17 protein-coding genes are annotated in these 20,388 nt (G+C 36.7%); 13 read left to right on the forward strand and 4 right to left on the reverse strand.

What is annotated here, in order from left to right; translation table 11 throughout:
- Window positions 1-3 precede the first annotated feature (3 nt).
- Complete coding sequence (locus EG339_RS09885) at window positions 4-357, reverse strand: ISAon1 family transposase N-terminal region protein (RefSeq protein WP_123869105.1); 354 nt, start codon at window positions 355-357, stop codon at window positions 4-6.
- Between the two features lie 103 nt (window positions 358-460).
- Window positions 461-1,309, reverse strand: a complete 849-nt coding sequence (panC, locus tag EG339_RS09890; protein WP_123870038.1) for a pantoate--beta-alanine ligase — start codon at window positions 1,307-1,309, stop codon at window positions 461-463.
- Between the two features lie 171 nt (window positions 1,310-1,480).
- Between panC and EG339_RS09895 the strand changes: the two genes are divergently transcribed.
- The 9 genes from EG339_RS09895 (at window position 1,481) to EG339_RS09935 (ending at window position 12,135) form a co-directional block, all read left to right on the forward strand.
- Window positions 1,481-2,251, forward strand: a complete 771-nt coding sequence (locus EG339_RS09895) for a glycogen/starch synthase (RefSeq protein ID WP_123870039.1) — start codon at window positions 1,481-1,483, stop codon at window positions 2,249-2,251.
- A 14-nt stretch (window positions 2,252-2,265) separates the two neighbouring features.
- The gene (locus EG339_RS09900; protein ID WP_123870040.1) at window positions 2,266-3,903 is read left to right on the forward strand and encodes a DUF4270 family protein; all 1,638 of its coding nucleotides are present in this window, start codon (window positions 2,266-2,268) and stop codon (window positions 3,901-3,903) included.
- 28 nt (window positions 3,904-3,931) lie between these two features.
- The gene (glmS, locus tag EG339_RS09905) at window positions 3,932-5,785 is read left to right on the forward strand and encodes a glutamine--fructose-6-phosphate transaminase (isomerizing) (protein WP_123870041.1); all 1,854 of its coding nucleotides are present in this window, start codon (window positions 3,932-3,934) and stop codon (window positions 5,783-5,785) included.
- Between the two features lie 108 nt (window positions 5,786-5,893).
- Window positions 5,894-7,315 carry a T9SS ring complex lipoprotein PorK/GldK gene (porK, locus tag EG339_RS09910; protein WP_123870042.1) on the forward strand — a complete coding sequence of 474 codons (1,422 nt, stop codon included), beginning with the start codon at window positions 5,894-5,896 and terminating at the stop codon, window positions 7,313-7,315.
- Between the two features lie 60 nt (window positions 7,316-7,375).
- Window positions 7,376-8,068, forward strand: a complete 693-nt coding sequence (gene porL, locus EG339_RS09915) for a type IX secretion system motor protein PorL/GldL (protein WP_123870043.1) — start codon at window positions 7,376-7,378, stop codon at window positions 8,066-8,068.
- 53 nt (window positions 8,069-8,121) lie between these two features.
- Complete coding sequence (gene porM / locus EG339_RS09920) at window positions 8,122-9,714, forward strand: type IX secretion system motor protein PorM/GldM (RefSeq protein ID WP_123870044.1); 1,593 nt, start codon at window positions 8,122-8,124, stop codon at window positions 9,712-9,714.
- Window positions 9,715-9,734: 20 nt separating this feature from the next.
- Window positions 9,735-10,673, forward strand: a complete 939-nt coding sequence (gene porN, locus EG339_RS09925; protein WP_123870045.1) for a type IX secretion system ring subunit PorN/GldN — start codon at window positions 9,735-9,737, stop codon at window positions 10,671-10,673.
- Window positions 10,674-10,812: 139 nt separating this feature from the next.
- On the forward strand, window positions 10,813-11,847 hold the full coding sequence (locus EG339_RS09930; protein WP_123870046.1) for an NAD(P)/FAD-dependent oxidoreductase: 1,035 nt from the start codon (window positions 10,813-10,815) through the stop codon (window positions 11,845-11,847).
- A 30-nt stretch (window positions 11,848-11,877) separates the two neighbouring features.
- Window positions 11,878-12,135 (forward strand): SemiSWEET transporter, encoded by a 258-nt coding sequence (locus tag EG339_RS09935; RefSeq protein WP_123870047.1) that lies wholly within the window; start codon window positions 11,878-11,880, stop codon window positions 12,133-12,135.
- Window positions 12,136-12,189: 54 nt separating this feature from the next.
- Here the strand turns inward: EG339_RS09935 and EG339_RS09940 are convergent, their stop codons facing one another.
- A complete protein-coding gene (locus EG339_RS09940) occupies window positions 12,190-12,621 on the reverse strand; it encodes an META domain-containing protein (RefSeq protein ID WP_123870048.1) in 432 nt (143 codons plus the stop codon).
- A gap of 36 nt (window positions 12,622-12,657) precedes the next feature.
- Entirely contained in the window at window positions 12,658-13,050 is a 393-nt protein-coding gene (locus EG339_RS09945) for a hypothetical protein (protein ID WP_123870049.1), read from the reverse strand.
- 602 nt (window positions 13,051-13,652) lie between these two features.
- On the opposite strand from EG339_RS09945, the gene EG339_RS09950 reads away from it, so the two are divergent.
- The 4 genes from EG339_RS09950 (at window position 13,653) to EG339_RS09965 (ending at window position 19,909) form a co-directional block, all read left to right on the forward strand.
- Complete coding sequence (locus EG339_RS09950; RefSeq protein ID WP_123870050.1) at window positions 13,653-14,039, forward strand: hypothetical protein; 387 nt, start codon at window positions 13,653-13,655, stop codon at window positions 14,037-14,039.
- A gap of 145 nt (window positions 14,040-14,184) precedes the next feature.
- Window positions 14,185-15,267 carry an efflux RND transporter periplasmic adaptor subunit gene (locus tag EG339_RS09955; protein WP_123872651.1) on the forward strand — a complete coding sequence of 361 codons (1,083 nt, stop codon included), beginning with the start codon at window positions 14,185-14,187 and terminating at the stop codon, window positions 15,265-15,267.
- 21 nt (window positions 15,268-15,288) lie between these two features.
- Window positions 15,289-18,480, forward strand: coding sequence for an efflux RND transporter permease subunit (locus EG339_RS09960; protein WP_123870051.1), 3,192 nt, complete (start codon window positions 15,289-15,291; stop codon window positions 18,478-18,480).
- Window positions 18,452-19,909, forward strand: coding sequence for a TolC family protein (locus EG339_RS09965; RefSeq protein WP_123870052.1), 1,458 nt, complete (start codon window positions 18,452-18,454; stop codon window positions 19,907-19,909). Before EG339_RS09960 ends, EG339_RS09965 begins: the two co-directional genes overlap by 29 nt.
- Window positions 19,910-20,388 lie beyond the last annotated feature (479 nt).

Consider the following 20,388-nt stretch of genomic DNA (forward strand, 5'->3'; position numbering starts at 1 on the left):
GCTTTAGTGTCTGCTAATTTTTTTTAAGAAGACTGCCAAATCCTTTGTCATCCGTGTGCCTTTCGCTACAAGCTGCCAGTCTCTCTGAAGGATCTCACCGGAGGATTTATCTGTCCATCTCCTTCTTTTAACATGGAGCTTTACGATTTTACCCCGTAATGGATAATCATCTACAATGATTTCAGGTAAAAAGCCCTTGGATTCAAGTCTCCTTTCTTTAAATTCATGGGGAATACTGTTTCTTTCTTCAAAATAAATATGAAGTTCTGCATCATGAGTTTCTGCTTTGAGGATATCAAAGTGCTCTACTAAAAATTCCGGAAGTAATAATTTAAGAAGGTCGTGATCGCTTAACATGATGCAAAGATAAAACTACTTAACATTCCCCCCAACTTTTGAGACTGAGCCATAAAAATCCCCAACTAAAGAGTCAGGGATGTATTATTTAAATTCTGAAAGATTAATCCAGATGCATATTGTCAATTAATCTTACTCCGTCTACAACAACTACAATGAAAGCTCTGTAGTTTCTATCCTTGTAAAAGAAATCAGTCTCTTTTAAAGTATCCTCATCTGCAATCAGGAAGTACTCAAGCCTCATTCCCTGTTGCTGATCGAAAATGTCGATTACCCTTTCTTTGATTTCAGGAACAGAAACTGTTCTGAACCAGTCATTTACTTTTCTTAAGGTTTCGTAGATAATCTTGGAAGCCTCTTTTCGGTCTTCATGAAGTCTTTGGTTTCTTGAGCTCAGGGCCAGTCCGTTATCTGCTCTGTAAATAGGAACTCCTTTTATTTTAACGGGAAGATGTTTTTTATCAACCATTTTCCTGATGATCGCCAACTGCTGGAAATCTTTTTCTCCAAAATAGGCATTGTCGGGTTTTACCTGTCTGAATAGTTCCTCTACAACAGTCCCTACACCATCAAAGTGTCCCGGCCTGGATTTTCCTTCCATTTCATTTTCCAGACCATCAAAATCATAATGCTGGCTTTCTGTTTTTTCAGGATAAATATCACTGACTTCAGGAACGTAAACAGCGTCTACCAATCCGGATTTTTCCAAAATCAGAATATCTCTATTAACATCTCTTGGGTATTTTTCCAGATCCTCAGGATTGTTAAATTGAGTTGGATTTACAAAAATTGAAGAAATAACAAGGTCATTCTCCTTTTTTGCTTCTTCATACAGGGAAAGATGTCCCTTGTGCAGAGCTCCCATCGTAGGAGCAAAGCCAATTCTTTTTCCCATTTCCTTCTGTCTTTCAATGAAATCCTGAAGGGTCTTCCTGTTTTTTATAACTTCCATAGTTTATTTTAATACTTATTCAAAAATACTAAAAATATCATATAATAAAATGTGTTTTTGCCAATTTGCCAAAGGGAATTTTCGTAAAAAAATGTTAATTAAAATAATGTTGGATGTTTTTTTGTAATTTTGCACATTAAAGCATTTTTACAAAAATTAGATAGAAAGTTTATGCCGAATCAAAAAATACTGTACATTACTACAGAGATGTTTCCATACCAGGAAGATACAAATATGGCCGCTGTGGTAAACAAAATGGCGCTTAAGATGCACAATGAAGGCAATGATGTAAGAGTTTTTATGCCAAGATTTGGACAAATAAGTGAGAGGAAATTCCAGCTTCATGAGGTGATCCGTCTTTCAGGGATGAATATTATTATCAATGACCTGGATCAGCCACTTATCATTAAAGTAGCGTCTCTTCCGGGGGAAAGACTGCAGGTTTACTTTATAGACAATGAAGAATACTTCAAAAGAAAACAATATTATTTCGATGACGAAGGAAATCCTTTCGAAGATAATGACGAAAGAGCTATTTTCTTTGCAAGAGGAGTAATTGAAACCATCAAGAAACTGAACTGGGTACCGGACGTTATCCACTTGAATGGATGGATGTCTTCATTCGTTCCAATTTATCTTAAGACTTATTACGAATCAGATACTTATTTCAAGGATGCAAAAATTGTTCTTTCCCTATACAATGAGAAAGAAGCTGATCTTGACAAAAAGATCGATGAAAAGCTGAAGTTTGATAATATTTCAGGATTAAAAGCGTTAGATAACCCAACGATCAAAAATTTTGTTATCGAAAGTATGAACTATGTAGATACTGTTGTAAAAGGAGATGAATTCCTGGATGAAGACCTTGATAAGGCTTTCAATGAAACAACGACTCAGAAATCGGAGTATCTTGACGTAGATTCTATAAATCAACTTTATTAAAAAACACATTTTTAATGACTCATACTCTTAAAAGGACTTTCGCCATGCTTCTATTGGCGGTTTTCGGAAGTGCACTTCTTTATAACTGTGAACCGGACCCGGATTCTCTTGGGCAACAACTCTTTGATAAAGATGCAGCAAATGCTCATGAGCTTGCATTACCAATTATAGCTTATAATATCTACAATAATGATTCTATCAGAAGTGATGCATTAGGATTGCTCGCTACCGGAGGGGCTAATGTAGCCGTTCTGGGAGCTTTTAAAGAAGGTCAGTTCGGAATGCAGAAAGCATCTTATATTACCCAATTAAGAATGCCTGCCAGCTTTGATTTTGGAGATAAGCCGGTGCTAGACTCTGTTGTACTGGTAATAAGAACACCTGCGAATACAGCAGATGATACCTATTATATGACTGATAAGGTAGTAGCACCTGGGGCTTATGATAAAAACGATTTTCCTGTTGGCAATGACAAAGCAACAGTATCCATTGAAAAGAAAACATATCCGATCTTTAAATATGGTAAAGACGGCGATGCTTTTAAGTCTATGAAAATTAATGTAAATGAAGTTACTTCATTCTTAGATGCTAGTAAAACAGAATTTACCCGCTCTACTGGCAATGGTATAACTACAGGTGCTTTACTTGGATCAGGCGTTTTTGATGGAAATGTAAGCAGTGTTACTATTACCAATAAAACAGATAATAGTTCAGTATTTGAAGCTAAGTTAGGTTTTAGAATAAATCTGGATAAAACTTTCTTCCAGCAGAAAATTCTTGACCAACAAGGAAAACCTGTGCTTCAGGATGCTGCGAACTTTACAAGATATTTCAATGGGATTAAGCTTTCAGTAGAAGGGGATGATGGCTATCTTTTCCAGTTCTCACCTAATGATATGCAGATTATTATGTACTACAAATCTGATAAAACGACAAATGGTACAGTAACCAGATCACAGTCAAAAATTGAGTTTGATTTGGGAAGTAATAACTTTCATTTAGGACAGTACACTTATGACAGAAGCGCTTCTGCTCTCGGAAATGCGATACCGACATTTACAAAAAATGGTGATTCCAGAATTTACCTTCAGGGAATGGGAGGTCCTTCTATGGGAGTGAAAATTCCAGATGATGTTATTAAAGCTCTGAGAGATAATTTTACGAATAATAAGGCAGCTATTGTAGGAGCTAGAATCAGGGTGTATGTGGATATGAACAATACCTTTGTTAATGCTCAATCTACAGAGGCAAGCCGTAAATTTACGCTTACTAATCTTCCATATAAGGATGATGGTACTATTGATTATACTAAATTTAATTTCACAGCAGATACCAGTGCAGGATTCCCATTGTATTATTATAATGCTAAGAAAGGTGATACTCCTGAATATTATGATATTGTAGTCACAAAAACAATTAAGAATATTGTTGAAGGTAAAGATGGTACCACTACTCAGGCTTCTAATGATCCTTTATTCTTTAATCTTGGAGCATTTGTAAAAAATCCTAGTAACAACGGAATACTTTATGGAGCAAGATATACCACTAGGGCTACTGATATGAACAGGGTTGTACTAATAGGAAGTGATGCTACTAATGATCAAAACAGAATTAAACTGGTAGTTACTTATTCAACAGCCAGTAATAAATAAAACACAATAAACACAAGACAAAATAAATATGTGCGGAATAGTAGGATATACAGGTTTTCAGGATGCATATGAGATCGTAATTAATGGTCTTAGAAGACTGGAATACAGAGGGTATGATAGTGCCGGGATTGTTTTAGAAGGTTCAAACAACAAATTTGAAGTAGAAAAAACAAAAGGTAAAGTAGAGGATCTGGTGAATATTTCGAAGCAACTAAAAGGAACAGCCAAAATTGGTATGGGACACACCCGTTGGGCTACCCATGGAGTTCCAAGCGACAGAAATTCTCACCCGCATTTGTCAAATAATGGAAAAATAGCACTTGTGCACAATGGTATTATTGAAAACTATGATACCATTAAAACAATGCTTACCGAAAAAGGATTTACTTTCAAATCAGAAACAGATACTGAAGTATTGGTAAACCTTATTCAGTATTTTATGGATCTTAATCCGGAAATTGATTTCCCTTCAGCGGTGAGATACGCTTTAAATGAGGTATACGGAGCTTATGCTATAACGGTACTACATGAAGATTATCCGGGAGTATTAGTGGTGGGAAGATTAGGATCTCCTCTGGCAATCGGACTTGGTGATAAAGAATATTTTATTGCTTCAGATGCTTCTCCTTTCGTAGAATTTACAAAAGAAGCTATTTATCTTGAAGAAGGTCATATGGCTACCATTTCTTTGGAAAATGGAGTAGATATCAGAACTATCAATGAAAACTCTAAGATTGAACCTGAGATCCAGGAGCTTAAGTTAAGCTTGGAGCAGATTGAAAAAGGCGGATATGAGCATTTCATGCTGAAAGAAATCTTTGAACAGCCTAAATCTGTTCAAGATACCATGAGAGGAAGACTTCTTGTAGAAGAAGGAATTATTAAAATGGCAGGAATCTGGGATCACGTAGAGAAGTTCAAAAATGCCAATAGAATTATTATTATTGCTTGTGGAACTTCCTGGCATGCAGGCCTTATCGGGGAATATCTTATCGAAGAATATGCAAGAATTCCTGTAGAAGTAGAATATGCTTCAGAATTCAGATACAGAAACCCTATCATTACTGATAAAGATGTTGTAATCGCGATTTCTCAATCAGGAGAAACGGCAGATACAATGGCTGCCTTAAAACTGGCAAAAGAAAAAGGAGCATTCATATATGGTATCTGTAACGTGGTAGATTCATCTATTGCAAGAATTACAGATGCAGGTTCATACACCCATGCAGGTCCTGAAATAGGGGTTGCTTCTACAAAAGCATTTACAGCACAGCTTACTATCCTTACTTTAATCGCATTTAAATTAGGTAAGCATAACGGGAATTTAGGAAATGCAGAATTCATGAGCTTAATTGCTGAGCTTGACGCTATTCCTAAGAAGATTGAAGATGTGTTGAACACTACTCATGAGCTTACTCAGAATATTGCAAAAGATTTTGTAAAAGCTACTAATTTCCTTTATTTAGGAAGAGGGTACAATTATCCTGCAGCCCTGGAAGGAGCATTAAAACTGAAAGAAATTTCCTATATCCATGCAGAAGGATATCCAGCTGCAGAAATGAAGCATGGGCCAATTGCTCTGATCGATGAAAACATGCCAATTGTTATTATAGCTCCTAAAAAAGGACACTATGATAAGATTGTAAGTAATGTTCAGGAAATCAAAGCAAGAAAAGGGAAGATTATAGCTGTTGTTAACAAAGGCGACCGTCAGGTTAGCGAAATGGCAGATTATGTTATTGAAATCCCTGAAACCTCAGAATGTTTCTCTCCAATAGTAGCGTCTGTACCATTACAGCTGCTTGCTTATTACATTGCAGTATACAGAGGAGCAAACGTAGATCAGCCAAGAAATTTAGCAAAATCTGTAACTGTGGAATAAAAATTAGTTGTAAATAAAATAAATTTAGATTTCTTCCGTTATTTCAAAAAAAATCTTAAAAGTTTCTTAAAAAAATTATATATTTACGGCTTAATTATAAAAATTAACATGAAAAGGATATTTCTTTTATTATTGTCTGCGTCGGTAGCATCGGTATCTTGTTCAGGTGGTGGCAGCTCTTCTGTAGGGAAGCCAGGAACAAAAGGAGAATTGATACCAAGAGAAAAAACGAAATCATTTGTTGCGGAACGACCATACGGAATGGTTGCAATTCCTGCAGGTTCATTTGTTGCTGGTCTAGCAGACCAGGATCCAACAAATACACCTGAAAAAGCATCATTGAAGACCGTTACTGTTTCTTCTTTCTTCATGGATGAAGCAGAAACTACCAATGCAGAATACAGGGTATTTATCAACTATGTAAGAGATTCTATCGCAAGAACTCTACTCGCTGAAGCTGCCGGAGAAGGTGGTGATGAAGGCGGTCGTAGAGGAGCAAGCATCGGAGATTATGCATACCTTGCCAAAAAAGAAGAAAATTTAACACCTTATCAGGAATATATGGAAGGTCAGGGGGGCCGTGAAGACGGAACCTATGATGCAAGCAAAAGATTAGACTGGAAAATTCCTTTACACTGGAATACTTCAAAATATCCGGATGTAGAATACGCAGAAGTTCTGGAATCTATGTATCTGCCTGCTTCTTCAAGAATTGGAAACGAAAGGATTTTAGATGTAAGTAAGCTGAAATATACTTACCGTTGGGGAGATATGGATGCTGCGCTTGCAGATAACGAAAGAGGAGCCAATTACCTGAAAAGCCAGAGTATCGCAATTTATCCCGATACTACGGTTTGGGTAAAAGATTTCCATTTTGCTTACAATGAGCCATTGTTTGAACAGTATTTCTGGCACAAGGCTTACAAAAACTATCCTGTAGTAGGGGTTACCTGGGATCAGGCAAGAGCTTATTGTAACTTCAGATCTAAATTAAAAACTGACTATAACGAAAGTTTAAAAAGAAAAAAACAAAGACCATTGCAGTTCCGTCTTCCAACAGAAATCGAATGGGAATATGCTGCAAGAGGTGGTATGCAAAATGCTACTTACCCTTGGGGAGGTCCATATTTAATGGATGACAGAGGTTGCTACTTAGCCAACTTCAAGCCTAAGAGAGGTAACTATATGGAAGACGAGAAAAAAGGTACTTATACATATACAGCTCCAGTTAAGAAATTTAAGAAAAATGGATTTGGGTTATTTGATATGGCTGGAAACGTTTCTGAGTGGACAGAATCTGCGTATAACAACTCTTCTTATGGGTTCTCTTCTACATTAAATCCTTCTACTAAAGATAAAAAGGATACCAAAAAATCTGTAAGAGGTGGATCTTGGAAAGATATAGGATATGCGTTAATGACAGGTGCAAGAGATTGGGAGAGAAAAGATTCAGCAAGAAGCTATATCGGATTTAGAACTGTACAGGATATTCCTGAAGCAGCTGTTAAGCCAAGAAGAGTTAACAGATAACAAATCAAAACAATTATTTTTCAATACAATTTTATTTAACATTAAAAAAACTAACTCAATATGTTTAAGACGAAAGATGCTTGGATGAATTTCTTCTATTCATTCGGTGCTGCAATTGTAATTCTTGGAGCTTGGCTTAAAATTACTCACATTACTCTGGGACCAATTAACGGTAATATGGCGCTTACTGTAGGGCTTATTACAGAAGCGATTATCTTTATTATCTTCGCTTTCGACCCTCCAAAAACTGAAGAGTCTTATGCTTGGGAAAATGTTTACCCTGAACTATTAGATAAGCATGCAAACCCAAACCCGTTACACTCAAATGTAACCACTAGAAATACAGGTAACCAATTTGCTGAACTGGAAAACTCCCTTTCTACTAAATTGGATAAAATGCTTGAAGATGCAAGATTAGACGTTCAATTATTCGAAAGATTAAGAATAGGAATCGATAAATTTTCAAATTCTGTAGATCAAATTAACCAAACTGTTGACGTTTCTGCTTCTACACACAAATATAATGATCAGTTGAACAAGGCTGCTCAGCATATGGAAAGTATGAATGCACTATACGCCATGCAGTTGGAAAGCGGTAAGAAACAGGCAGAATTTGCCAGTAAATATGTTGCTGACATGCAGAAATCTGTTGAACATTCTGAAAAATTCAATCAAGAGCTACAAGGTTTAACATCTAATCTTAATAACTTAAATAGAGTTTATGGTGGTATGCTAACTGCTATGAAGTCTTAATTCCTAACCATTTCTGAACTTAAACTATTTAATCAAAAAACAAAGAAAAGAGAATGGCACAAGGAAAACAGACCCCTCGTCAGAAGATGATCAACCTGATGTATCTGGTGTTCATCGCGATGATGGCCCTCAACATTGATGCAGAAATCATCAGGTCGTATTATGACTCTACAAGAGCATTAAACGAAACCAGAACTTTAACAGAAAGAAAAAACGAAAAGATTTTTGAAAAAACACTGGAAGCTAAAGCACAACAGGTTCCGGATACTTATGCAAGACCTTGGGAAGATTATAAATTATTGAAGACCAAGATTGATGTATTAGTAAAACATGCTCAGGATATCAAAGATCTGTTAAAGAAACAATCTGAGTTTCATGATAAAGATCCTAAAACAGGAAAAGATATTGATGTAAGTGAGAACTTTGCTGCATTAAATAATAATGAAGCTACTACTGAATATTTCTTTAAGGAAGGAGATGAAAATACACCTTCTCCTAATGCATTAGAACTAAAACGTAAAATAGATGACGTAAGAGATTACATCAATAAAACTTTTGGTAACAATCCTCAGCTTACAGATTTAGTTGAGAGAGCTAACAAGTCTCTTATTGCAGAATACCCTAAAGGGAAATCTCCAAATGAAAAGACCTGGTTCCAAAATAAATTTTATCACCAGCCACTAATCGCTGCAATATCTAATTTGGAAATTATCCAAAATGATGCCAGAAACGTACAATCTGATGCATTAGCATTAATGCTTCAGGAAAAAGTGGATGCTAGTATCAAGTTTACAAGTTATGAGCCAATTGTTTCCGGACCAACAGATATTCAGGCAGGTAAACAGGCTGAAGTAAAAGTAATGTTGGGAACTTATTCTAATAGCAATAAGATCAGCATTTCCGGAGTAAGCAAGCAGGAAAATGGTAAAGGTATCATTCCTATTTCTGGAGCAGGTATCGGAGAACATAAACTAGCTGGAACGATTACATTAACAGATGCTTCTGGGAAACCTCAATCCTTCCCTTGGACGCATACTTATAACGTTATCGCAGGACCTAGAGAAGTAAAACTTGAGAAAGGATTATTACTTTCTGCTGATAAAATGAATGTAATGTATAGAGGATTGGAGAACCCTGTATCAGGATCTATCTTAGGTGCAGACAACTCTAAACTTTCTTTATCAGCTCCGGGTGCTTCTGTAAGAAATACAGGTCCTGGTAAATGGATTGTAAAACCTTCAACAGGTACTACAGTTAAATTGACATTATCTGGTGTAGATCCATATGGAAAAACAGTATCTCAGGTATTTGAATACAGAATCAAGAATGTTCCGCCGCCACAAGGTCAGATGAGAGGACAGAATGTATTGTCGATGCCGGCATCTTCAATTCCTAACCAATCTGTACAGGCTGCTATTCCTGACTTCGATTTCCCTGTTTCGTTTAACGTAACACAATTCATGGTAAGAGTACCTGGTAGAGCAGCACTATTGATCCACGGAAATACCTTAAGTGATGCAGCAGGATTAATTAAGAATCTGAGAACAGGAGATGTAGTATCTGTCTTCGATATCAAAGCAACAGCTCAAGGATTGGAAGGGCAACAGATCAAAAATATTACTCCTATAATTATTAATGTTCAATAGGACTAAAATTGTAATTTATTATGAAAAAATATATTAGCACCCTTTTAGTATTAGTTTCGGGATTTGCATTTTCCCAGACTATTCTGAACGCTTCTTCTCCAGAAGAGTTTAGACAGATGAGAGCGGAGAACAAACAAAAAGTTGGTGATACTATTATTGATAAAACAGTAAAACCTCTTGAATATGGATTTGTTGAGGACAAAGACATCCTTAAGAGTATGTTTGTTTGGGAAATCATCGATATGAATGATAAGATCAATCAGCCGTTTTACTATGATAACCCGGATGGTCTTCTTTCTACTCCTACAAGATCTCTGTACCAGTTACTGTTAGATGCAGCTTTAAGTGGTAAAATTGAGCAGGTGTATGATGACGAAAACTTTACGGTAAAACTTTCACCTGAAGGAATCCAGAAAAGATTGGAGAACGTTAGAGTTAACGATGCAGCTATCGATATTCTAAACTCTGGAAGACAATTAACTGAACAGGAGAAAAAAGAATATACCGATGTATTTAAGACCACTACTGAAAAAGTAAAAGTTCTTAAAATTATGGGTATGTGGTTTGTAGATAAGAGAGACGGACAAATGAAATACAGACCTCTGGGTATTGCAGCAATGGGACCAGATCCAGCAGTACAGGGAGTTATAGGACCAGATGGTAAGCCAATTGCGAGCAATGATGATCTTATCGACCTGTTCTGGATTTTCTATCCGAATGCAAGAGATATCTTGGCAAACAATTATGTTTACAACAGAAAAAACTCTTCTGCAGACCTGTCTTTTGATGATATCATCAATGCAAGAAGATTCTCTTCTGTAATCTACAAATCTTCAAGCGGTCTGGGAGACGGTACTATTAAGGACTATATTCCTAAAGATGCTGACGATCAGTTGGAAGAAAGCGACAGAATCAAGGCGCAGATCCTGGAAATGGAAAATGATATGTGGAATTACTAAATTTCACTTGATATTTATATAAAACCTGAGTATTTTTACTCAGGTTTTTTTATTATGAAATCGCCCTTTGTTTACTGCTAATCAATAATCAATGATATAGGCGATTGCATATGACCTTTAAATAAATGAAATTTCTCATATGAAAAATGTAGATTATATTATTGTAGGAGACGGATATGCGGGACTTTTTCTGGCTCATCAGCTGATTAAAAATAACAAGTCCTTTGCGATCTTTTCTGAGGGAAGGAAAAGTGCTTCGCAGGTTTCTGCGGGTATTATTAATCCTGTGGTGCTTAAAAAGTTTACCACTTTCTGGAAAGCTCAGGAACAAATTGATTTTTTAAAGAGCAGTTTAAAGGAAATAGAATCGTATACAGGTGAAAATTATCTGATAGATGCTCCTATTCACAGAATTTTTCATGATGAAAACGAACAGAAACTTTGGCTTAAAAAATCCGGTAACGAAGAATTATCTAACTTTTTGGACGAAAATTTTGAGTCTTTAAATGTAGTAAAAAACGACTTTCTTATAGGAAAGGTAAATCAATCTGCCAGATTAAATGTTAATGGATTTTTTACAGGTTTATTCAAGTATTTTGAAAAAAACGGATTTCTTATCAGTGAAAAATTTGAATATGCCAAATTAAACCCATTAGAATCTATTTATAAAGACTTTAGTTTTAAAAATATTATTTTTTGTGAAGGAATGGGTGTGAAAGATAATCCTTACTTTTCAGAAATCTCTGTGAATCCCAATAAAGGACATCATATAAAAGTTGAGCTTTCGAAGCCTATTCCCGAAAATATAACCATTAAAAAGAAACATTTCCTTTTTCCGACAGATCGCGGGCTCTATTTCTATGGTGGAACTTATGACCGGGAGCAGCTTCACCACCATATTGATGAATCGGCTGTTAATCAATTGGTCAATGGGCTGTCTGAGTTCTATCCTTATGATTTTGAAGTAAAAGAAGTGAATTTTGGTTTCAGGCCTACGGTAAAAGACAGAAGGCCAATTATTGGAAGGCATGAAATTCATAGCAATTTATATGTATTCAATGGGTTGGGAGCGCGAGGAATTCTGAATGGTTGTTACTTTGCGAGAGATCTTTTCCGCCTTATTGAAGAAAATATTCCGTTGCACGAAGAAGTTTCATTAAATAGATTTAAATAACACTCTTTGGTATAATCTAACAAACAATTTATGAACGAAAACCTATTAGGGATTATTGCAGGTGTACTCACTTCCGTATCCATGATCCCACAGCTTGTAAAAGTAATCCGGGAAAAAAATGTGGAAGATATTTCTCTGCTTATGCTTTTGGTTCTGATTTCTGGATTGTCTTTATGGGTATGGTATGGTTTTGTAAAAGATGAGCTGCCTATTATTTTATCCAATTCATTTGCTGTTTTGGTGAATATAAGCCTTTTAGTTTGTTATATAATGTATCATAAAAAGTAAAAAGACGTCCCCATACAAGGACATCTTTTTATATTAAATCTAATTATTTTTTTCTTATTCAAGCACGAATTTTGCTAAAGGAGCCATTCTTGCTTTGTTCAATGTCAGCGTATTTCCGTTAACAGAATAATTGTCCGCTGCAAGGATTGCTTTTGTAAACTGATTTTCAATATCAAGATCTTCACATGCCATCATGGTAGACATTCCCTGGTTGAATTTAATTCTCATCACATCCTGCTTGATCTCAAAAGTACCGCCTAATCCGTTGCATCCTGCATGGCCTTCATATCTCATTCCTTCCATGTTAAGTTTGAAATAAGGATTATTTTTGGGGTTCTTTAATTCAATTGGTTTGCCGTTAAGCTCTGTTAATTTCCATTTTTTTCCTGTAATATCTGTTGTATGTTTCTGCGCAGTCTGTGTCTGGCAAGAAACAAGAAATACAGCCAGGAAAAGAGCGGATAAATAGTAATACAAGCTTTTCATAAATTTAAAATTTTAATTTTTCTGTTTGTATATATGCTAATACGATGCCATTTTTGCAGGACCAGATTCTTTTTTTGCCTGTTTAAGATGGAAGAGCACCATATCTACATTCTTCTTTAGAAAAGTGATATTTCCTTTAATTTCAGAGTATTGATACTCTTCATTAGAGGCTGTATAGTCCGGTAAAGCATCACTTTTTTTAAGGTCATAAGTTTTACCGTTTAAATGTACTGTTGCCGTATTTTTAGTGCGGTTGATGGTAACTTCTATTTTTTCTCCGTAACTGTCAACATAAACATTTTTTGAAATGTCATCTGTGTTTTCAGGAGTTGCAGCGGTAACGGTTTCAGCCTCTTTTCCGGGATGTTTACACGCTGTTGAGGAAAGAACTGCCAGCCCTAAAAGGACTGTTGTTAATAATTTTTTCATAGTGATAAGTGATTTTAAAGTGTTTCATGAATTATGGTGTTAATACTATATAAAAATACAAATATTTTTGGTAATTATATGTTAATTTTACATAAACTAACATTATGTTTTAAATAACTGATTTTTATATATTCTTTTTAAAACATTCTTCATAGAAACAGAAACTGATTATTTAGAGTAAGAAATTTCTGTCAGAAAGGATCGATGCTGTTTCTTTAACCGGTTTATTTCCAATAGAATGGAGGGAGGTTTTCTCATTATTCATTTGTTGTTTAAATTTTCGGCAAAAATAATTCAAAATTAAGAGAATAACAATACGCTTATATTAATAATTGGAAATCATGATAAAGTTTAGTTTTTCTGTTGATATCTCCATAAATCATAAATCTGTTATGAAATAAAATGTCGAAAAACAAGACATAGCTTAGTTAAAAGGGAGAGACTCAACAAGATATTATTAATGTTGGTAACTTTATAAATGATTATTTTTCATGAAATTAGCGTTTTATAGGACTTCAAATTCAGGTTATTTAAAGAAGCGTTAAATTTTGTTAATCTATTATGATGATATAATAATCTAGATGTACATTTGCGACTTCAAAATGAGAAACTTTATAGTATATTTTTTAACCGGTCTTTTTCTGCTATTTGTAGTAGAAAGCAGGCTTAATGTTAAAACACTCCGGAATGACTATTCCGGCCATGTTTCTCATCACCTTCCTAAAAGAGCCAATAAGCTGAACCAGACATTTGAAAAACTTTCTATTCAGCAGATGGCAGATAATGTAGACAACTCAACTTTAGAACTTACGGAAAACGATTTTCAGCTGTCTGATGTGTTTCAGGCTATTGTTGTTTTTGCAGGTGTTTTTAGTTTAGTCTACATCTTTGGATTAAAAAATAAGAAACAGTTTAAACCAGACATTCACGGTTTTATTTGGGGGCTTAGCGCCAAAAAGTTTATTCTGATCCGTTCCATTAGAATTTAAAATTCATTTTTCCCGATAGATTTCTGCCTGGTTTCAGGTGGGAGAACTTTGCATTGTGTATGTTGGTAATCATCGCAGTGTACCATTCTCAATTACCATTTTATTTCTATTCAAAACATTAACGATTTATAAAACTCGAATTATGATAAAAAGAGTTGCCTCAGGTATTGCGCTTAGTGTCCTTTTACTGGCTGTGAGCTGCAATAAGAAAAAAGAGGAAAAAGAAGAAGTAACCACTTATCCGGTAACATCTCCGGTAGTAATGGATACTGTGATTAATAAGGAATATGTAGCCCAGATCCAATCTGTAAAAAACATTGAAGTCCGCGCACAGGAAAAAGGATTCCTTGAGAAAATTTTTGTTGATGAAGGACAGTATGTACAGGCAGGGCAAACCCTGTTCCGTATTATGCCTAAACTTTATCAGGCAGAATTATTAAAAGCAAAAGCAGAAGTAGAACAGGCTTCTATTGAGCTGAAAAATGCCAGCACATTAGCCGGTAACAATATCGTTTCGAAAAATGAAAAGGCAATGGCAAAAGCTAAACTGGATGCAGCCAATGCAGAAATGAAGCTGGCACAGATCCACTTGTCCTTTACAGATATTAAAGCTCCGTTCTCAGGAATTATTAACAGAATTCCTTTGAAATTGGGGAGTTTGGTAGATGAAGGTGATTTGTTGACCTCTTTATCAGATAATACAAGTATTTACACCTATTTTAATGTTTCAGAGCCGGAATATCTAAGCTATCAGACTCATGCAGCAGACAGGGGAAGCAATCAGGTATCTCTGATTACAGCAAATGGAGAAACCTACTCGCAGAAAGGTGAAGTTCAGACTATTGAAGGGGAATTTGACAATGAAACCGGGAATATTGCTTTCCGTGCGAAGTTTCCCAATCCGGATAAGCTTTTAAGAAATGGAGAAACCGGAAAAGTACGGATGACTATGCCGGTTCATAATGCCCTTATTATTCCTCAGAAAGCTACCTATGAAATTCAGGATCAGAAGTATGTATTCGTTGTTGATAAGAACGGTACTGCGAAATCCAGAAATATTAAAATTGCCTATGAGCTTCCGGATCTGTATGTGGTGAGTTCAGGAATTTCAAAAGGAGATCAGATTCTTCTGGAAGGAGTTCAGAAGGTAAAGGATGACCAAAAGGTAAAAACAAAATTCCAGGACCCTAAAAAAGTCCTACAGTCATTGAAATTAAAAGCAGAGTAGTGGTCTCTAAAATGAAGTAGTATGTTTAAGAAATTCATCCGCAGACCCGTTCTGTCTATTGTAATCTCATTGATTATTGTGTTTATGGGGATTCTGTCATTGGTAAAGCTTCCGGTGACCCAGTTTCCCTCAATTTCTCCACCTAAAGTAAATATTACCGCAGACTATCCCGGAGCTAACAACGAATTATTGATTAAATCTGTTGTTATTCCATTGGAAAGAGGATTAAACGGGGTTCCGGGTATGAAATATATGACCTCGGATGCCGGAAATGATGGGGAAGCTTCCATTCAGGTTGTATTCGACCTGGGAACAGATCCTAACGTTGCAGCCGTAAACGTTCAGAACCGTGTATCTTCCGTGGTTAATAAATTACCTCCGCTGGTAGTTCGTGAAGGGGTGAAGATCACCCGTGAAGAACCGAATATGCTGATGTACATTAACCTGTACAGTGATGACCCGAAGGCCGATCAGAAATTCCTGTTCAACTATGCAGATATTAATGTAATGTCTGAATTGAGAAGGGTAAGTGGAGTAGGTTTTGCCGATATCCTGGGAACCCGTGAATATGCAATGCGTATCTGGCTTAAGCCTGACAGGTTAACCGCTTACAATATTTCAGCAGATGAAGTGATGGAAGCTTTAAATGATCAGAGTTTGGAAGCATCTCCGGGAAAAACCGGGGAAAGTTCAGGAAAGCGCTCCCAGTCATTTGAATATGTATTGAAATATCCTGGCCGTTTTAATAACGAAAAAGATTATGGAAACATTATCTTAAGAGCCAAACCGGATGGTGAATCAATCAGATTGAAAGATGTTGCTGATATTGAATTCGGAAGTTCAATGTATGATATTTATTCCACATTGAACGGTAAACCTTCCGCAGCTATTACTGTAAAGCAGTCTTATGGTTCCAATGCCAGTGATGTTATTAAAAATGTAAAAACCTTAATGGCTGATCTTGAAAAGAATACCTTCCCTAAAGGAATGCATTACGATATCAGCTATGACGTTTCCAGATTCCTGGATGCATCTATGGAAAAAGTAATCCATACCTTATTTGAAGCCTTTATACTGGTTGCTATTGTGGTATTCCTTTTCCTTGGAGACTGGCGTTCAACTTTAATTCCGACATTGGCGGTTCCGGTTTCATTGGTAGGAACATTTGCCATAATGTCAGCATTTGGTATTACCCTGAACATGATCTCGCTCTTTGCCTTAGTAATGGCCATCGGGGTCGTGGTAGATGATGCCATCGTGGTTATTGAAGCCGTTCACGCTAAAATGGAAGAGAAGAATCTTTCACCTTTGAAGGCTACCGAAGAAGCTATGCATGAGATCAGTGGGGCAATTATTGCGATTACTCTGGTAATGGCATCCGTATTCATTCCAATTGCGTTTATGTCCGGTCCTGTTGGGGTATTTTATCGTCAGTTCTCAATTACTATGGCATCGTCTATTATCCTTTCGGGAGTTGTAGCCTTGACTTTAACACCAGCATTGTGTGCTTTGATCCTGAAAAATAATCACGGAAAAGCTAAGAAAAAAACACCAATTACCATTTTCCTTGATAAATTCAATAACCTGTTTACAAAAGGTGCAGGGAAATATGAAGGAATCCTGAAGAAAACGGTTACCAAAAAAGGAATCACATTGCCTTTGCTGTTGGCATTCTGTGCATGTACATTCTTCTTAAGTAACTCTCTTCCGTCAGGATTTATTCCGGCTGAAGACCAGGGGATGATTTATGCGATTATTCAGACTCCACCGGGATCTACTTTGGAAAGAACCAATCAGATTGCCAGAGAGCTGTTAAAAGAATCTGAAGATGTTGACGGTGTAAAATCTGTTTCTTCACTGGCAGGTTATGAGATCTTAACAGAAGGAACTGGATCTAACTCAGGAACCTGTCTTATCAATCTTAAAAGTTGGGACGAACGTAAGGAATCTGCAGCTGAAATTATTGAAAAGCTTGAAGAAAAAGCCAAAAATATTCCGGGAGCCAATATTGAATTCTTCCAACCGCCATCCATTCCAGGATATGGAGCAGCAGGAGGTTTTGAACTTCGTCTGCTGGATAAAGCGGGTAGTGGTGATTACCATAAAATGGAGCAGGTGAGTAATGATTTTGTGAAAGAACTTAAAAAACGTCCGGAACTCGGATCTGCCTTTACCTTCTATTCCGCGAGTTTCCCGCAGTATATGCTTCGTGTGGATAATGATCTTGCAGAGCAGAAAGGGGTTACAATTGCAAAAGCAATGGATAATCTGTCTACGTTGATCGGTTCCAATTATGAAACCAGTTTTATCCGTTTTGACAGACCTTATAAGGTGATTGTTCAGGCAGGGCCTCAATATCGGGCATTGCCAACAGATCTTTTAAAATTATATGTGAAGAATGATAAAGATCAGATGGTACCTTATTCAGACTTTATGCACCTTGAAAAAGTATATGGACTGTCTGAGATTACAAGACACAATATGTACAATTCGGCAGAGGTAAGTGGTACTCCGGCACCAGGATACAGTAGCGGGCAGGCCATTCAGGCGATTCAGGAGGTTGCAGATAAAACACTTCCAAGAGGTTTCGGTATAGACTGGGCAGGGATTTCCAAAGATGAAGTAAGCCGTGGAAATGAAGCGGTATTTATCTTCCTGGTGTGCCTTGGATTTGTATACCTGATCCTTTCTGCACAGTATGAAAGCTTTATTCTTCCGTTACCGGTGATCTTATCGCTTCCTACAGGGATTTTCGGAGCATTTTTATGCTTAAAACTGTTAGGATTGGAAAATAATATTTACGCTCAGGTAGCCATGGTAATGCTGATCGGGCTTTTAGGTAAGAATGCGGTATTGATTGTTGAATTTGCAGTACAGAAGAAAGCTGAAGAAGGTATTCCGGTGGCAAAAGCGGCTATTGAAGGAGCTGCCATTCGTTTCCGTCCGATCCTGATGACTTCATTTGCCTTTATTGCCGGTTTGATTCCATTAGTTGTAGCAACCGGCCCCGGAGCAATTGGAAACCGTACTATCGGAACAGCTGCGGCCGGAGGAATGTTGATAGGAACTGTTTTCGGACTGATGATTATCCCTGGATTGTATTACATTTTCGGAACCATTGCTGAAAAGTCGAGATTGGCGAGATATGAAGAAGAAAATCCTTTAACAGAACAAACTGAACCTTATGAACACGATGGAAAATTCGAAGACTAAAAATATAATAGCAGCCATTGCCTTATCTCTTGTTTTAGCAAGCTGTAAGGCTCCAATGGCAACCGTCATAAAAGACGAAGTGAAAGAGAATATCCCTCAGAACTTCAACCAGGAAGAACCTCAGGATGCTAATAATAATAGTGGAACAACTCCATGGAGGCAGTTTTTTACCGACCCCAATCTGGTAAGCCTTATTGAAACGGCTTTAAAGAATAACCAGGAGCTTATGATTACGCTTCAGGAAATTGAAATTGCTAAAAGTGGGGTTTTGGCTAAAAAAGGAAGACTAACGCCCACCGTTTCTGCGGGAATAGGGGCTGGATTGAAAAAAGCAGGCCGATATACGAGTGAAGGAGCCGGGGATGCAAGTACTGAAATGGAGCCGGGAAGAAAGATACCGGATCCTCTTGGTAACTTTGAAGGAGGTTTAATGGCTAACTGGGAAATAGATATCTGGAAGAAATTAAGAACAGAAAAGGAATCTGCAGTGGCACATTATCTTTCCACAGTAGAAGGGAAAAACTTTGTTCTGTCTCTCCTTATTGAGGAAGTAGCTAATAATTATTACGAATTATTGGCGCTTGATAATCAGTTAGATATTATTCAACAATATATCAAGCTGCAGCAAAGGGCTTTGGAAATTTCCAAAATTCAGAAAGAAGCTGCCGCAGCAACGGAATTAGCGGTGAAGAAGTTTGAAGCCGAGCTGGCTAAATCAAAAGCTTCAGAATATACGATCCGACAGCAGATTACGGAAAAGGAGAATGAGATCAATGCTTTATTGGGAAGATATCCACAGCCGATTGTCAGAGCAAAGGAAAACTTTATGTCAACTATTCCGCCAACGGTGTATACAGGGATTCCTTCACAATTGCTGGCCAATCGTCCTGATATTAAACAGGCAGAGTTGGAATTGAAGGCATCAAAACTGGATGTGGAAGCGGCAAGAAAAGAATTCTATCCATCCCTGGAGATTTCTGCTACTTTGGGATTAGAGGCATTTAAGCCATCTTATCTGGTAAAAATGCCGGAATCTATTGCTTACAATCTTGTAGGTGAGATGGCAGGGCCACTGATTAATAAGAGTGCTATAAAAGCGAACTTCCAGGCAGCAGATGCCAAACAGATTCAGGCATTGTATGAATATGATAAAACTATTTTGAATGCTTATCTGGACGTAGCCAATCTGATGTCGAAGATTAAGAATATAGATCAGTATTATCAATTAAAATCTCAGGAAACAAAAGCTCTGGACCAGTCTATTGATATTGCCAACCAGTTATTCAGAAATTCTAGAGCAGATTATCTTGAAGTCCTATTGAATCAAAGGGATGCTTTGGATGCTAAAATGGAGCTTATAGAAGCGAAACAAAAACAGCTGAACGCTGTAGTAGACATTTATAAAAGTCTGGGCGGCGGCTGGAAATAAAAAAACATCATAATTCAATCAATAAACAGTTAATGTTTTGAGGGTTGGCTCTTCGGGGCTGGCCCTTTTTGTATTCAGTAAATGAAGAAACTCCTATTGATAGACTTTTTATATTCTGACTTTCCGTCATCTCCTTCCAATCCATTTCTTCCAGCAATTACAACCAATTACTTGGAGGAATATGCCTCTCTTGCGAAGCTTTTCTTAAAATAGAACAAGTCAGAGTAGAGTAAATAAGATAATGGAGTTGGTCAGCTAAACAGGAAATAAGGCAGCAATTTTTTTTATATGATTCATGATAATAACACGCCAAGTTCTGTCGCAATGCTTCTGTAGATTTACATCATCATTAAGAAATCACTTAAACGCGATGAAATTTCCTGATGTTTTAAAATATTTTATATTAAATCACATTAATATGACTTGTATAAATAAAAAAAAACTAAATTTGGGCAGAATTTTAAAAGCTAATTACTCAC

The sequence above is a fragment of the Chryseobacterium bernardetii genome (genome assembly GCF_003815975.1).
Lineage (GTDB): Bacteria > Bacteroidota > Bacteroidia > Flavobacteriales > Weeksellaceae > Chryseobacterium > Chryseobacterium bernardetii.